This window comes from Sodalinema gerasimenkoae IPPAS B-353 (genome assembly GCF_009846485.1).
GTDB classification, from domain to species: Bacteria; Cyanobacteriota; Cyanobacteriia; order Cyanobacteriales; family Geitlerinemataceae; genus Sodalinema; species Sodalinema gerasimenkoae.
In genome coordinates, this window is sequence record NZ_ML776472.1 from 2448608 (window position 1) to 2463996 (window position 15389).

The 15389-nt window shown below is 52.2% G+C and carries 12 protein-coding genes and 4 pseudogenes; 5 read left to right on the plus strand and 11 right to left on the minus strand.

The annotated features are described in order from the left end of the window. Positions 1 to 19: 19 nt before the first annotated feature. From L855_RS10750 to L855_RS10770, 5 genes are all read right to left on the minus strand, one after another. A complete protein-coding gene (locus L855_RS10750; RefSeq protein ID WP_246198809.1) occupies positions 20 to 1741 on the minus strand; it encodes a glycoside hydrolase family 10-like protein in 1722 nt (573 codons plus the stop codon). After that, positions 1738 to 2808, minus strand: a complete 1071-nt coding sequence (locus L855_RS10755; RefSeq protein WP_159787893.1) for an adenylate/guanylate cyclase domain-containing protein — start codon at positions 2806 to 2808, stop codon at positions 1738 to 1740. The genes L855_RS10750 and L855_RS10755 overlap by 4 nt, the downstream gene beginning before the upstream one ends. A 110-nt stretch (positions 2809 to 2918) precedes the next feature. After that, complete coding sequence (locus tag L855_RS10760) at positions 2919 to 5264, minus strand: sensor histidine kinase (RefSeq protein ID WP_246198810.1); 2346 nt, start codon at positions 5262 to 5264, stop codon at positions 2919 to 2921. A 48-nt stretch (positions 5265 to 5312) separates the two neighbouring features. After that, entirely contained in the window at positions 5313 to 5675 is a 363-nt protein-coding gene (locus L855_RS10765) for a response regulator (RefSeq protein WP_159787895.1), read from the minus strand. Positions 5676 to 5914: 239 nt separating this feature from the next. Next, positions 5915 to 8149, minus strand: a complete 2235-nt coding sequence (locus tag L855_RS10770; RefSeq protein ID WP_159787897.1) for a response regulator — start codon at positions 8147 to 8149, stop codon at positions 5915 to 5917. 231 nt (positions 8150 to 8380) lie between these two features. Between L855_RS10770 and L855_RS10775 the strand changes: the two genes are divergently transcribed. Together L855_RS10775 and L855_RS10780 are read left to right on the plus strand one after the other, a co-directional pair. Next, on the plus strand, positions 8381 to 9040 hold the full coding sequence (locus L855_RS10775; protein ID WP_159787899.1) for a sigma-70 family RNA polymerase sigma factor: 660 nt from the start codon (positions 8381 to 8383) through the stop codon (positions 9038 to 9040). A 199-nt stretch (positions 9041 to 9239) separates the two neighbouring features. Then, a complete protein-coding gene (locus L855_RS10780) occupies positions 9240 to 9749 on the plus strand; it encodes an anti-sigma factor family protein (RefSeq protein WP_159787901.1) in 510 nt (169 codons plus the stop codon). Positions 9750 to 10210: 461 nt separating this feature from the next. Here L855_RS10780 and L855_RS22410 read toward each other — a convergent pair whose 3' ends face one another. The 5 genes and pseudogenes from L855_RS22410 to L855_RS10795 form a co-directional block, all read right to left on the minus strand. Next, positions 10211 to 10798 carry an exopolysaccharide biosynthesis protein gene (locus L855_RS22410; protein WP_425500569.1) on the minus strand — a complete coding sequence of 196 codons (588 nt, stop codon included), beginning with the start codon at positions 10796 to 10798 and terminating at the stop codon, positions 10211 to 10213. Beyond that, positions 10719 to 10886, minus strand: a pseudogene (locus tag L855_RS22810) (exopolysaccharide biosynthesis protein); the annotation flags it as partial. The pseudogene L855_RS22810 and the gene L855_RS22410, both read right to left, overlap by 80 nt. Continuing rightward, positions 10828 to 10974 carry an exopolysaccharide biosynthesis protein gene (locus L855_RS22420; protein ID WP_343039260.1) on the minus strand — a complete coding sequence of 49 codons (147 nt, stop codon included), beginning with the start codon at positions 10972 to 10974 and terminating at the stop codon, positions 10828 to 10830. The pseudogene L855_RS22810 and the gene L855_RS22420, both read right to left, overlap by 59 nt. 271 nt (positions 10975 to 11245) lie before the next feature. Beyond that, positions 11246 to 12523: pseudogene (ahcY, locus tag L855_RS10790) on the minus strand (adenosylhomocysteinase). An 18-nt stretch (positions 12524 to 12541) separates the two neighbouring features. Further along, the gene (locus L855_RS10795) at positions 12542 to 12961 is read right to left on the minus strand and encodes a peptidylprolyl isomerase (RefSeq protein ID WP_159787903.1); all 420 of its coding nucleotides are present in this window, start codon (positions 12959 to 12961) and stop codon (positions 12542 to 12544) included. Positions 12962 to 13034: 73 nt separating this feature from the next. Between L855_RS10795 and L855_RS22815 the strand changes: the two are divergent. The 3 genes and pseudogenes from L855_RS22815 to L855_RS22825 form a co-directional block, all read left to right on the plus strand. Continuing rightward, positions 13035 to 13637 (plus strand): annotated as a pseudogene (locus L855_RS22815) (THUMP domain-containing class I SAM-dependent RNA methyltransferase); the annotation flags it as partial. Beyond that, a pseudogene (locus tag L855_RS22820) lies at positions 13627 to 13677 on the plus strand (hypothetical protein); the annotation flags it as partial. The pseudogenes L855_RS22815 and L855_RS22820, both read left to right, overlap by 11 nt. Positions 13678 to 13696: 19 nt before the next feature. Further along, the gene (locus tag L855_RS22825) at positions 13697 to 14299 is read left to right on the plus strand and encodes a THUMP domain-containing class I SAM-dependent RNA methyltransferase (protein ID WP_425500570.1); all 603 of its coding nucleotides are present in this window, start codon (positions 13697 to 13699) and stop codon (positions 14297 to 14299) included. 152 nt (positions 14300 to 14451) lie between these two features. Here the strand turns inward: L855_RS22825 and L855_RS10805 are convergent, their stop codons facing one another. Continuing rightward, the gene (locus L855_RS10805) at positions 14452 to 15339 is read right to left on the minus strand and encodes a TIGR04168 family protein (protein ID WP_159787906.1); all 888 of its coding nucleotides are present in this window, start codon (positions 15337 to 15339) and stop codon (positions 14452 to 14454) included. Between the last annotated feature and the right edge of the window lie 50 nt (positions 15340 to 15389).

Genomic DNA, 15389 nt, shown 5'->3' on the forward strand with positions numbered 1-15389 from the left:
TTACCGCCAATAGTCTCATCTAATCCATCACATCTGGAGCCGCGATCGCCTCCCGGAAAAACTCCGCCAACCCCGCCTCACGCTGCACCGGAGACTCCTCCGACCAATCCCAGAGACTCTGATAGAAGAAAAACGACATCCCCGCAAACCCCTGATTACGAATTGTCCGAACCTTCTCCTCAATTAACGGCATTTCCGTCGGACGATTGCGTAACCCCGCCAACACCGCAATTCCCACCGGAATTTCACGACGGGCCGCCAACACCTCAGGACGGTTCAACTCACCAATAAACACCTCAATATCACTGCGATAGACCTGTAACACCAACTCCTCGATATAGCCCAACTCCTGCCACCGCTGCCAATCCTGTAAATAGCGCGCATAGGCAAAATGCTGCGGATTGGGGGATACCGAGACCACCACATCCGGCTTCACCGCCTTCACCGCCTCAAAGGTTCGCCCCACAAACTCAGTAATTTTGTCCGCCCGCCAACGCACCCAGTCCGGGTCATTGAAGTCTTCCGGTGGGTCATTTCCATCATGCTCACGGCGATACAACTCCACCGTATAGGCATCATAACCAAACTCCACCGGCAACCCTAAATGGTCGTCAAACTGAATCCCGTCCACATCGTAATTCTCGACGACTTCTAACACCAAATCGAGAATAAACTCCTGAACCTCCGGGTGAAAGGGATTCAACCAAACCCGTTCATGTTCCCCTTCCATAATCGTCTGAGTTCCGTCAGCCCGTTGTGTCAACCACTCTGGATTTCGTCGCGCCAATTCAGAATAGGACGGGGCCTGAAAACCAAATTCAAACCAGGGAATCACCCGCAACCCCAACTCCTGACCATACTCGACTGCCTCAGCCAACATATCACGCCCCTGCAACCCCGGTTCCGGGTCCACAGCGCGACCAATCACCGGTTCAGCCACTTGACTGGGATAGAGGGTATAGCCCCAATTCCAAACCACCGGATACACGGTATTAAAATTAAGACGATGCAAGCGTTCAAAGCCCTCCCGTAGATTCTGGGAGGAAAACAAGACCTCACTGTCCACATTCGTCAGCCAAACTCCCCGTAACTCGGGAACCTCAATCGGGGCCACAAACTCCGAGGGAACTAACGCCATAAATTGAGGCTGATCCAACGCCAGCACTTGACAAAGACTCGCGACCACATCGGCCCGGCTAGCTAAACGATAGGGATAAAGCCAATCTGATCCCGAAGGATTCACCACTAACCCCCGTTCTGCCGCCGCTGCGATCGCCTCTAAGGCCCTGTTATCCTCAACCAGCCGCGCATCCCGATAATGGCGGCGGAGGGTTGCCTGAGCGGGGCCAGCCGCCTGATAACCGAGTTCCTCTGTTAAACTCTCCCAGAGTTGCCAACGGGAGACATGGCGATGGGGATCAACGGTGTAGAACTCTGTCCCTTGGCGTTCTGTAAAGCGGGGCAGATTCTCAGTAGGAGCGGCACTCGGGATGCGAATCTGGTTGAAGAGAGTGGTAAACTCTCCCCGCGTCACAGGATGATTGAGGCCACCACCAGGAACCACCAGGGAATACTGCTGTTGCAGTTCCTCTAAACAGGGTTGTAGCCAGGCTGAACCCTCTTGGGCCATAGCCTGACTCGGCAACACAAGGCTCACCAATCCCATCACCCATCCCCAGGAGGAGGACAGAGAACGACGGCTGACTTGATGAGTACGAACAATAGAATCCTTATCCTTCATGGCGATTCACGGCGGCGATCGAGAAGTAAATATGTCGTCATCTTACCTTTTCCTTTGACATCAATCACCCCTCGCCGCTCAAATTCAAAGCAATCTTTCAACCGTTGATAGGTGGTCTCGGTCACCTGTATGGTGTTGGCAATTCCATGGGACTCCATCCGGCTGGCCGTATTAACCGTGTCCCCCCAAAGGTCATAAATAAATTTATTGGTTCCAATCACCCCCGCCACAACGGGGCCCGTGTTAATGCCAATACGAATACTAAAGGGTTCATGGTCGCCGCGATTAAACTGAGCCATGCGGTGCTGCATATCCAGGGCCATCTGGGCGATCGCCTCGGCATGATCCTCCCGAGGAATGGGCAATCCCCCCACTACCATATAAGCATCTCCAATCGTTTTTATCTTTTCTAGTCCATTTTTTTCGGCTAATTTATCAAATCCCGAAAAAATTTCATTCAGTAACTCTACTAATTCTGTTGGTGATATTCGTGACCATAATTTCGTAAACCCGACAATATCAGCAAACAAAACACTCACATCATCAAAGCTATCCGCAATAGTTTTTTGGTTTTGTTTAAGTCGTTCCGCAATAGGCTTCGGCAAGATACTTAACAAAAGCTTTTCGGATTTCGTTTGCTCAGTCGTCAGCTTTTCTAAATATGCCTTTTCCTGGTCTCTTAAGCGCTTTTTTTCGAGGCAAGCCCCCAATCTGGCTTGAAGTAAAATTGGGTTAAAGGGTTTTGGTAAATAGTCCTCTGCCCCTAATTCAATACATTTTACAACACTTTCAATATCATCCAGTGCCGAAATAACGAGAACCGGAATATCTCGAAGTTCCGGGTCTGCCTTAATTTTTTCTAAGACTTGATAGCCGTTCATTCCCGGCATCATAATATCGAGCAACACCAAATCAAAGGAATGTTCTGCCATCAACTCCAGAGCCTGAAAGCCATCCTCGGCGATCATTGCCTCATACCCTTGACGTTTCAAACGTCGTCTAAGTAAATCGCGGTTAGCTTCATTATCATCAACGACTAAGACTCTAGCAGTTTCCGGCGATGTCATGAACGAACTCCTCTAGTCAGCAAAACACTCGGCAATAGACTGAGCCAACCACTCAATGAGGCGATCGCTCATGCAGGGCCGTCGTCTTAGTTTAGCCCATTCCCAAAGCCTCAATCCAGGGAGCCTGAGGACTTCAGCGCGATCTCCAAACGGTTGACCATCAGGGGTAACTCCACTGTAAACGTGGAACCATGCCCCACCTCACTCTCTACTGTAATCTCCCCACCCATCATCTGGCAGTAGCGGCGACTAATCGTTAATCCCAACCCCGTCCCTCCATACTGGCGCGTCGTTGAGGCATCCCCCTGAGTAAAGGGTTCAAACAATTGGCGAACTTGTTCCTCACTCATCCCAATGCCACTATCAACCACCCGAAAGCGAATCGTCTCCAGCCCTCGGCGAACCTCAACGGTAATCGTCCCCCCTTTAGTAAACTTGGCCGCATTACTGAGCAAATTCAACAAGACTTGTCGAACCTTGGTTAAATCCGCCTGCATCTCGCCCAACTCCACATCGGCCTCAATGGTCAAATGATTCTGATTTTTCGCGATTAAGGGTTCAACGGTGATACAGACTTCCTCCATCAAGGCAGCGATATCAAAGGATTCCAGATAAAGCTGCATTTTTCCCGCCTCAATCTTAGAGATATCGAGAATATCGTTAATCAGAGTCAACAGATAATTCCCCGCCGTGCGAATTTTCTGCACATCTTGAACCGCATCCTCATTCCCATCGTCCTCGGCCTCTTCCTGCAAGATTTCGCTGTAGCCAATAATGGCATTGAGGGGTGTGCGCAATTCATGACTCATATTGGCCAAAAAGGCACTTTTAGAGCGATTGGCCGCTTCCGCTGCTTCCTTGGCTCGATACAGTTCGGCCTCGGCCTGTTTCGCCAGGGTAATATCCTTCACCGCTCCGAGTAACCGTCGGGGCCGGCCATCGCGGCTCTCTCCATCCGGGCGAGCATAGTCTCGCAGCCAGCGGGTTTGACCCTGTTTGGTCACAATGCGATATTCCCGCATCCCATCCCAATCTCGGGGGTCATCGGTACCAAAGCGACGGGCCTGGGTTTGGTCTTCGGGATGAATCACTCCAGACCATCCCCCCAAGTCCTGGATTTCCTCCATGGTATAGCCGGTAATTTGCTCAAAGGCTTGAGTCGCCCATTGCACCAAGAGAATCCCATCCTCACCCACCTCAGCGGCATAGATATAGTCTGAGGCCAGTTCGGAAATGGCACGATAGCGAGCTTCACTTTGGCGTAGGGCGACTTCTGCGGCCTTACGCTCACTAATATCTCGTACCGCCGTCACTCGCACTTTGTTGCCATAGTAGGGCAGGGAACGGCCTTGAATTTCGACGGAAAAGAGACTCCCATCCCGCCGTAGGCCCGTTAACTCACAGGTTTTCTCAGAGCCTGAACGCAGGGGATCTCGGGCCGCTGCACGACAGTCCGGGGCGAACAGTTGTAGAGGGTTCATGGCCAGTAGTTCCGTGTCGGAATAGCCAAATAGGGTTCCTAGGGCCTGGTTCGTGTCGAGAATGGCATCATCGGCATGAATGATAATGCCCTCAAAGGTCGCTTCCGAGAGCCAGCGGAACCGTTCTTCACTTTCCCAGCGGGCCACTTCTGCGGAAGTGCGATCGCCCGTTTGCAGAGCCAGAGCCACAAAATCCCCAATCGAGGCCACAAAAGTCCGCTCCTCAACCGTCCAACGTCGGGGAATTTGCGCCTGTTCACAACAGACCACTCCCACCATTTTTGGGCCCAGACGCACCGGGGCACAGAGCACGGCTACAATCTGATGCGGCGTCAAGTAAGCATCCGCTAGGGCCTGAGTTCGGGGGTCCGATCGCACGTCGGAGATTGCCAGACAGCGATCGCTCTCTAAAGCACGGGTATAGTTAGGCAGGTCACTCAGGGCCAGAGTCGTCCCTTTCCCATGACTGTCGTTATAGCGGCGGTACACCTCTAAACACAGCAGGCGATCGCCATCAAACTGCCAGAGACTGACTCGGGCCACATTGAGAATCCCGGCAGCGGTTTGAGCAATTCCCTTTAAGGTGGCCGAGACACTACCGGTTTCAAATTGTTGATTGCGGGCCAAATCTACTAAAGCACGGCTTTGATTTTTCAGGGTTTGCCGTTGTTGCTGTTTTTCCAAATCCCGCCGAGCAATTTGTCGCCCAAAGCGATGGGCAACCACAGCACTGAGAACAGGAATCGTATCAATCAGCCACAACACCGGGTTCTCCAGATGACGTTGCAGCAACCAGAACCCCTCCGGCAAAGGATTAGCCCAAAGATCCAACAGCCAAGCAATGGCCACAAACCCACAACCGGCAAGGGCCCCGAGTTGAGTTAGCTGGGTCAAGCGTTGAGAATTGGCATCATCAATCATAGTTTCAAGAAAAATGGTGACGAAGCGATAGGTTGAATCATCAATAATAGCCAATACATCATTGGCAAAGGCTCAGAAGTTGGGCCGCTTAAGGTCTTATCATCACGATAAGAGGGTTTGAATTTTAGCCAGTAGACGGGGAAACTCGACGGGCTTCGTATCATAGTCGTCACAGCCAGCAGCGAGACATTTTTCGCGATCGCCAGCGATGGCATGGGCCGTCAGAGCAATAATAGGGATATGACCTGTTTTTGGCTCCCCTTTAATGGCGTGGCTGGCTTCCCAACCATCCATTACCGGTAGCCCCATATCCATGAGAATCAAGTCTGGCGTTTCCGCCAGGGACAGCTCGACTCCTTCGGCTCCATCCGTCGCCACAACCACGTCATAGCCCTTCCGCCTCAAGCGACGGGAGAGCATGTCTCGGTTCATTTCGTTATCTTCAACCAGTAAAATTTTAGCCATGCTTCGCCAGTCTCAGGGAGAGCATGTCTCGGTTCATTTCGTTATCTTCAACCAGTAAAATTTTAGCCATGCTTCGCCAGTCTCTGGTGGGGCCGTCCTCCTACGAACTGGGGACGTTCAAAACATGGATCAGTTCGACCTAGCACAGTTTGGGAGGTGGGGCCGTCCTCCTACGAACTGGGGACGTTCAAAACATGGATCAGTTCGACCTAGCACAGTTTGGGATCTCATGATACAGCTTATTCATTCTCCCATTTTCCTGAAGATTCTGTCGGCGACAAGTTGAGACTGGCAAATAATCGTTCCCGAACTTCATAAAGCAGTTCCTCGCGGGTGGCGGTTCCTTTTTCGAGAATTTGCACCACACAGCCATCGAGACGTTGGCGATCGCTCGCGTTCAACTCCATCGCCGTCACCACCACCACCGGGACAGAGCGCCATTGAGGATTATCGCGGAACTCAGCCAAGAAGCCAAACCCATCCATTTCTGGCATCATCAGATCCAGTAATACCAGATGAGGAACCTCAGCCGCCACCGCATCTAACGCCGCCCGTCCGTTATTTGCCTCCACGACATTACAGCCAAACTTCTCCAAGGTTCGCCGCATCATTTCCCGGCTCATATCATCATCTTCAACCACTAAAATTCGACGACGCTGCGGCGAGGCCTGCCCATCCAACTTCCCTTGATATTTTGCCAGCAGTCGTGTGAGTTGCTGATTATCAACGGGTTTCACCAGATAGTCCGAAGCCCCCAAGGTAAAACCAATGTTTCGGTCATCCAGAATCGTCGCCACAATTGTGGGAATATCCACCAAGGTCGGATCGGCTTTCAGTTCCGACAACACATTCCAACCACTCATCCCCTCCATGAGAATATCCAGAATAATGGCATCGGGATGGAGCTGACGAGCTTTGGCTAACCCCACTTCCCCATTGGTTGCGGTCTGAACATAAAATCCATCTTTTGTCAAGCGCCGTGAAATTAAATCCAAAGTATCGGGATCATCATCGATGACCAAGATAACCCCAGTGGATTCAGAGGAGATCCCCTGACTCGTCCCATCATCAAGAGGCTCATCGAGAATATCAATCGGCTCAGCGGGGAGATGCACCGTAAAACTCGACCCCACCTCCGGTTCACTGGTGGCCTGTAAATCCCCTCCCATCATCTGACAAAAATGGCGGGCGATCGCCAATCCTAAACCCGTTCCCCCATACTTACGCGTCGTCGAAGCATCGGCCTGACTAAACGCCGTAAAGATATTATCCAACTGGTCAGAGGTCATGCCAATCCCCGTATCACTGACCTCAAAGGTAATCCAGGGGCGCTCATTTCGCACCTCCCGCCGGATCGCAAAGGTAATTTCTCCCTGTTGTGTAAACTTAGCCGCGTTGCTAATTAAGTTAAATAAAACTTGACGGACTTTCGTTAAATCCGCATACATATTTCCGAGATTTGGATCACCCTTAAGAATAAAACTATTCTCTTTTTCTTCAATCAAGGGAGTTGTGGTTGCCTCAATTTCCAACATCAACGTATTGAGGTCAAAGGCTTCAATATACAAATCCATGCGCCCCGCCTCAATCTTGGAAATATCCAAAATATCGTTAATAAGCGACAGTAGATGTTTGCCTGCCCCGCGAATTTTCTCTAAATCCGAGGCAATCTCCTCATAGCCATCGTCCTGAGCCTCCTCACTGAGCATTTCACTATAACCAATAATGGCATTGAGAGGCGTGCGCAACTCATGACTCATATTGGCCAAAAACGTACTTTTAGAGCGATTGGCCGCCTCCGCCGCTTCTTTCGCCTCGTAGAGTTCATCCCGGACTGTTTTCGTATGAGTGATATTCCCCATCCACAGCAGCACCCCGCCAATCTCATCCGCCTTAGTCTTCCAGGGTCGCATTTCCCAGCGATACCATTCCAAACTGCCCTCACGATGATGCATCGGCTCATCATCCCCCGTTTCGATATTGCCCGACAAACAGGATTGTTGCCGACGCTGCCAACGGCCGATGGCCTCAGGATCTTGCCCAAAGGGAGGAAACACCTGATAGTACGATCGCCCCTTAAGATCCTGATTCTGTAACTGAAACTCACTGCGCCAACGCCGCGTCACCCGTAGATAGTTCATCTGGCGATCGAACATGGCGATCGCCGTCGGTGCATCCGCCACAAACTGCTCTAACAGCATCAGTTCATCCGTCGAACCGAGATCAGTCTCCAACGGCTGACAAGTGAGCACCGAGATCACCTCTCCCTCTAGTACCTCAAGCTGACAAGGAAACACCGTACCATCGGCTCGTCGTCCCCGTTGAGGTAAAGGTCCCTGACCCCAATCCGGGAATAATCGGCTCAACGGTTGACCCTGTAACGCCTTGCTGGCATAACCAAACAGCATCCGGGCCTCACCATTGAGAACATCAATCTGTTCTCCCTTTCCATAAAACGTCACAATGCTGTTCATGATCACATGAGGTAAAAACAGGTCACACAGGAGGCCAACCGATGGCAGTTCTTGCGATTTTTAACAATTGAGGGTAGATACTCGTCGTTAGAGTTAGGAAGAGCCTATGATGGAAAATCAGTGACAGTTCATCAACCTAACCACAGGCCAGGGGCAAGATTCCGGGAACTCTTAGCATAAGTGCAACGTCTTCCCAGTAATAGGTAGATTCGAGATCGCCCCGATATGCCCATGACACATTCTATTTCATTATCCTGGTCTGCGGTTGAGGCGACCATTCCCCAAACGCCCGTGGTTCCTCCGGCTCAGCTTTCTAATTTAGAGTTAGTTCGTCGTTGCCAACTTGGCGCACGCCCGGATCGGGCCGCTTTCGCCGAGTTACTGCGTCGGTATCAGTCTTATGTAGACAAGGTCCTGTACCATCTGGCCCCCGATTGGCAAGATCGCTCAGACTTAGCGCAAGAAGTCTGGATTCGCGTTTATCGCAATGTGCGGCGACTCCAAGATCCGGTTAAATTTAAAGGCTGGCTTAGCCGCATTACGACCAACTTGTTTTACGACGAACTGCGTAAACGCAAGCGGGTTCGCCCCCCCCTCTCTCTCGATGCTACCTTCAGAACCGATGATGGTGAACGAGAATGGGAAATTGCCGCTGATGACCCCGGCCCCGATGATGCACTCGCCACCGATGAGTTTTATAATAAGCTCAGACTGGCGATCGCCGACCTCCCCGAAGCCTTCCGCACCACCATTGTGCTGCGCGAGATTGAGGGCATGGCCTACGAAGAAATTGCCGAAATTACCGGCGTTTCCCTCGGAACCGTGAAATCCCGAATTGCTCGGGCCCGTCACCGTCTACAAGCCGAATTACAAACCTACATCGATAGTTAATCGGGATCAGGAACTTTAGTCCCATCGTTGTACGTCAAACCTGGTAGTACCGTATTCGTACTGGATTAACGCCGGAGCGTACTGACGTCATCCCTGAAACTTTATGACCCGAACTATCGTCGGTAGAATTACGGAAGTGGCGGATTATAACCAGAATACGTCGCTGTTACTCTTGAACAGCTAGGTGGTGAATTGCATCATGACTCTCAACGATTTCGACGACCAACTTAGAAACTTTAGCTCATCCCACGACGCAGAACGGGAAGAGGACTTATTTGTTTTACTCAGCTGCTACCTAGACGGGGAAGTGACACCGCAGGAACGCAAACAGGCAGAGCATTTACTGGCCTGTGATCCTCAAGCTCAGCAGATTTACGAGCAGTTATCCCACATTAGTTCCGGGGTGCAACTGATGCCGGTTCCCGAAAGCCCAGTCTCGGCCGCAGAAACCACCGCCAAGGTCTTTGCTCGAATGCGCCAGCAGCGACAAAAACGCCTGGCTTGGGGAGGAAGTGCGATCGCGGCCCTCTTCGTGGCAGTCGTCTCAGGCCTCCAACCCCAACTCGGCATCGGGAATCGCCAATTCGCCCGAACCCCCGCACCCATCAGCGAAGAGTTCGGCGCATCGACCCCCTCAGATCCCACCCCGACTTCAGATCAACAACTGAGTCGAGATGACATTACCTCACGGGCGTTATTTGTTGAGTAATTGTTTGTTGAGTAATTGATAATTAAGCGTCAAAATCAACTATGAACAATCGGGGGAAAGTTGGGCGAGCCACAGACGGTTCGCCCTTCCGTCGTTCTACGCCTCATTTTTCCTATAGCAAAAATTGGTCTGAATAGGACAAAAAATGGGGGAGAAGAAGGCAGTAGGCAGTAAGGAAGAGAAGGCAACGGGCAATAGGTATAACTCACCCCTACCCCTCCCAGGAGGGGATGGCAATAGGTGGGGAAGTCTTTCCCAACGAGCAAGTCCTAAGTCAATCTTCGATTGCTATAGCCCCCTATCCCCTATGACTGAAGTAGTTCCCCTACTACCTATTGCCTATTGCCTATTGCCTCTTGCTATCCCCTCCTGGGAGGGGTTAGGGGTGGGTTCCCCCCTACTGCCTACTGCCTACTGCCTACTGCCTACTGCCTTCTTCCCCCCTACTGCCTTCTTTTGCCTCAACGAATCGCATTCCTAACAATATCAATCACCGCCGAAACCGCTTCATAACCAAAAATAATAATCGACAGAGTTAGGAGCAGTCCCATCACACAAACCATCAATCCTCCTAACGTAATCACCCCATCATCCCCAAATAGACCAAAACCCGTTATAAACACCCCAATCGCCGGCAACGTATTCGTCAACGGAATGGGAGTCATCATCGATATCCCCATTAAACACAGAGCAACACCAATAATGACTCGTCCTTCCAAACGAGTACAAACAAAACTCCAACGGGGGCGAGAGAGAACTTCAATCCGTCGCAGCCAGGGAAGTCCCTTCTCTAAAATTTTTTGAACCGTCTTCAGCGAAACCTCTTTAGACAGCCACTTTTTCAGTAAATAAGGACGTTTTCGGCCTAAAACCAACTGGCCGGCAAGCCAAAAAATAACCAATCCAAACGGAATCGAATAGCCCGGCGCAGGAACCGGTAACGCACTGGCCGGCAAGCCAAAAAATAACCAATCCAAACGGAATCGAATAGCCCGGCGCAGGAACCGGTAACGCCGAAGGAATTGATAGTAAAACAAATAAAAAGCCAAAGGCTCGTTCTCCGGCAATCTTAACTAAGTCAGCCAGAAGGAATTGATAGTAAAACAAATAAAAAGCCAAAGGCTCGTTCTCCGGCAATCTTAACTAAGTCAGCCAAACTGACGCGATCGCCACGTTCTTCAGCAAAGAAATAGCCCTGAAGCTCAACAGAAAGTTTCTTAGACACAGGATTAGGGGAACGGGGAACAGGGGGAAGAAGGCAGTAGGCAGTAGGCAGTAGGCAGTAGGGGGGAACCCACCCCTAACCCCTCCCAGGAGGGGATAGCAAGAGGCAATACGCAAAAGAAGGGAACGGGGATAACTCGCCTATGCTCAAACAAAATAATAGCAGGGGCGCACCATACATGGCTCGCCCCCACAAACAGACCCTGGTGAATCGCCGAAACCCGATTAACGAGTCCTTATTGACGATTCACCATCAACGAACGGGTTATCTACTAAGTTCCCGATTTCCAGGAGTTGATGTACTCATGTTGTTCGGGCGTGAGACTGTCGAGGTCAATCCCCATTGCCACAAGTTTGAGGCGGGCAATTTCTCGGTCAATCTCTTCGGGAATTGAATGCAGACCTGGCTCCAGCTTACCCTTGTTTTTCACCAAGTATTCACAAGCCAGGGCCTGGTTAGCAAAACTCATGTCCATAACGGCGCTAGGATGCCCCTCAGCCGCCGCCAAATTGACCAGACGACCTTCCCCTAAGACCACCACAGACTTACCGCTATTGAGGCGATATTCCTCGGTGAAGGGACGAACCACCTTAACCTCGCCGGACATTTCCTTGAGAGATTTCAGGTCAATCTCGATATCAAAGTGACCGGAGTTCGCCACAATCGCCCCATCGCGCATCACCTCAAAATGCTCGCGACGGATGACGTGCTTGTTCCCCGTCACCGTAATAAACAGATCCCCCAGGGGAGCCGCTTCAGCCATCGGCATCACCCGGAAGCCATCCATCACCGCTTCGATCGCGCGAACCGGATCGATTTCCGTGACGATGACATTGGCACCCATCCCCCGTCCACGCAGGGCCACACCTTTACCACACCAGCCATAGCCAGCCACCACCAGGGTTTTACCCGCCAGCAGCACATTGGTGGCACGAATCACCCCGTCAAGGGTGGATTGGCCCGTTCCATAGCGGTTGTCAAAGAAATGCTTGGTATCCGCATCATTGACGTTCATCGCGGGGAAGGTAAGTACCCCATCGTTAAACATCGCCCGCAGACGGACAATCCCGGTGGTCGTTTCTTCGTTGGTCGGTTACTCAAGTCTTTCGACAAGGACTGCGAGAACTTGGTAGCACGCCACCACATCAGACCCATCATCGATAATAATGTTGGGATGATGGTCTAAGGCGATTTGCACGTGACGCTCGTAGGTTTCGGCGTCTTCCCCTTTGATGGCATAAACGGGAATCCCATGATCCACCACAAGACTCGCCGCCACATCATCTTGAGTCGAGAGAGGGTTACTGGCAATTAATAGTGCATCAGCACCACCAGCCTTGAGGGCGATCGCCAAATGGGCCGTTTCCGTCGTCACGTGGCAGCAGGCCACGAGTTTAATGCCCGCTAGGGGTTTTTCAGCCGCGAAGCGATCGCGAATTTGAGCCAAAACGGGCATTTCCCGCCCGGCCCAGTCAATCCGTTGCTTGCCGAGGGTGGCAAGAGACGGATCTTTGATTTCATGCTTGATTTGTATGGATGTTGCGGTCATAAACTCTGTTGGCTATGCTTATTTTTCGATGGTCACGGACTTGATTTTGTCGCCCTGGCGAATGGCATTGACGACGTCCATGTCTTGGGTTTGTCCGAAGACCGTATGCACCCCATCCAGGTGGGGTTGCGGTTCATGGCAGATGAAGAACTGACTGCCACCGGTGTCAGGGCCCGCATGAGCCATCGACATCGTCCCGGCGACGTGCTTATTGTTGTTGATTTCACACTTGATGGTGTAGCCAGGGCCACCGGTTCCCGTGCCGTTGGGACATCCCCCCTGAATCATGAAGTTGGGGATGACACGGTGGAAGTTGAGACCGTCGTAAAACCCTTTTTCAGAGAGTTCGACGAAATTTTTAACCGTGTTGGGGGCATCCTCATCGAAAAAATCGATGTTGATCGTGCCTTTATCGGTTTCCAGGATAGCTCGGGTCATAAAGATAATTGTTCCGCGATGCAAACTCAACTATGGTAACTTAAGCTGGCTTTGGCTTCTTGGGGAAACACACGTGGAACGGTATTTTGCAACGGTAGCACCTGGGTTAGAGGCGATCGCCGCCGAGGAATTGACTCAGTTGGGGGCGCAATCAGTCGAGACGCACTTTTCAGGAGTCGCGTTCCAGGGCGATCGCCGTTTACTCTATCGAGTGAACCTCTGGGGGCGCACCCTCTTCCGAGTTCTCGTACCCCTGACCGAGTTCCCTTGTACATCAGCCAAACAACTGTATCAGGAAGTGCGATCAATTCCCTGGGAGAACTATCTAACTCCCGAGGACAGCCTGGCCGTGGACTGTACCGGCAAAAATCGCGCCCTCAATCATAGCCATTTCAGCGCCCTCCAGGTCAAAAATGCCATCGTCGATCAACAGCGAGAGCAATTTGGCAGTCGTTCCAGCGTCGAACTCGACAGTCCCAACCTGCGGATTAACCTGCACATCCACCGCGATCGCGCCACCCTGAGTTTAGACAGTTCCGGCAGCAGTCTCCATCGTCGAGGCTACCGGGCCGCCGTCGGAACCGCTCCCCTCAAAGAAACCCTCGCCGCTGGGATCTTAAAATTAGCCCGCTATTCCCCAGAACTCCCCTTTCTCGATCCCCTCTGTGGTTCAGGACGCTGGGATCTTAAAATTAGCCCGCTATTCCCCAGAACTCCCCTTTCTCGATCCCCTCTGTGGTTCAGGCACCCTCCCCCTCGAAGCCGCCCTACAAGCCGCCAACATCGCCCCTGGACTCTTCCGAGAGCGATTCGGCAACCCTCCCCCTCGAAGCCGCCCTACAAGCCGCCAACATCGCCCCTGGACTCTTCCGAGAGCGATTCGGCTTCGAGAATTGGCCCGACTTCGACGCGACTCTCTGGCAAACCTTAAAAGACGAAGCCCAAGCCGCCCGTCGAGACACCTGTCCGGCCTATATTGGCGGCAGTGATTGGGACGACAACATCCTCGAACAAGCCCGCCGCAACGCCGCCGCCGCCGGAGTCAGCCAACAGATTGAGTTTCGCTATCAAGATATCCGCGACTTGGAAGCCCCGAGCGATCGCGGGTTATTAATCTGTAATCCCCCCTATGGAGAACGACTTGGAGACGTACAAGAACTACGTAGTTTCTATCGCCTCCTCGGAGATATTTTCAAGCAACAGTTCAAAGGTTGGACTGCCTATGTATTCACCGGCAATCGAGAACTGGCCAAGGAAGTCGGATTACGTCCAGCCCGACGGATTCCCCTATCTAGTGGTGGCCTCGATTGTCGTCTATTAGAATTTGAGTTGTATTAGGGGGAAGAAGGCAAAAGGCAAGAGGGGGGAAGAAGGCAAGAGGCAAGAGGGGGGAAGAAGGCAAGCAATACCTCCTCCTCTTTGTCCCTATTCCTCCTCTTCCTTCTCTTCCTGCGTGTCCTCTGTGACTCTGTGGTTCTCCTCCCTCCCCCTCAAAGGGGCTTAAAATAGGACGAACTCTGTTCAATCCGTCCCTGATTATCCGTCCAGACCAAATCCGCCTCCGTCACCTTCCGTCCCTCCAACGTAATCAGAGTAAAATTGCGACGCCTCTCATCCCCCTTGCCCACAATCCGGGGAACCGACGCCACATTCAAATAGACCGTTCCCCACTCATCTTGAGCAAACCCTTGGCGGAGTCGTTGTTTTGTATGTCGTAGCCGGTGGTGCATATGACCAAACACCACCAACGCCGGGGGCTGTCCCGCCTCCTGACTCGCTCGAATCGCCGCCGTCAAATCCGGGTCACCGTAATCACTACCAATCGGGTTCCAATCCCGACCACAGGGAGACTCTGGGCTATCCCCCAAGCCAAACGGGCCATTGTGGGCCAACACCAGGCGGATGGGTTGCGTGGCCGCCATCATCGCCGCCGTGATGCGATCGCCCGACTCCTGCAAACTCCCCACCCCGAACTGAGTCTGATAAAACTCCTGAAGATTCCAGGTACTGCCCCCCCAACTACAGGGACGACCCCCCACCACCGAGACACCTAACTCCGGGTAATCCCGCAGTCCATAGCCCACGCGATCGCCCCCCAGAATCTCCAACTGCCGTTGAAAATGGTTCTCCTGGCGACGATTGTAGGGGCATTTCTTACGTCCCCAAGGAGTTGCCGTATACCAAGCATCATGATTCCCCAAAACCACCGCCTTGGGCAACGACAAACGGGACACACAATCGACTACCGTCAACGACTCATTGCCAAAATCACCCACAAACAGAACTAAATCGAGATCCCAGCCCTGCAAAATCGTATTATCCCGTTCATCCCATTGGTCATGAACATCCCCAACCGCCGCAATTCTCAACCGTCTCATAATCTCTCCATGTCCTCGGGCGACCACGGCTCGGCTGTCGCTCGCCGACC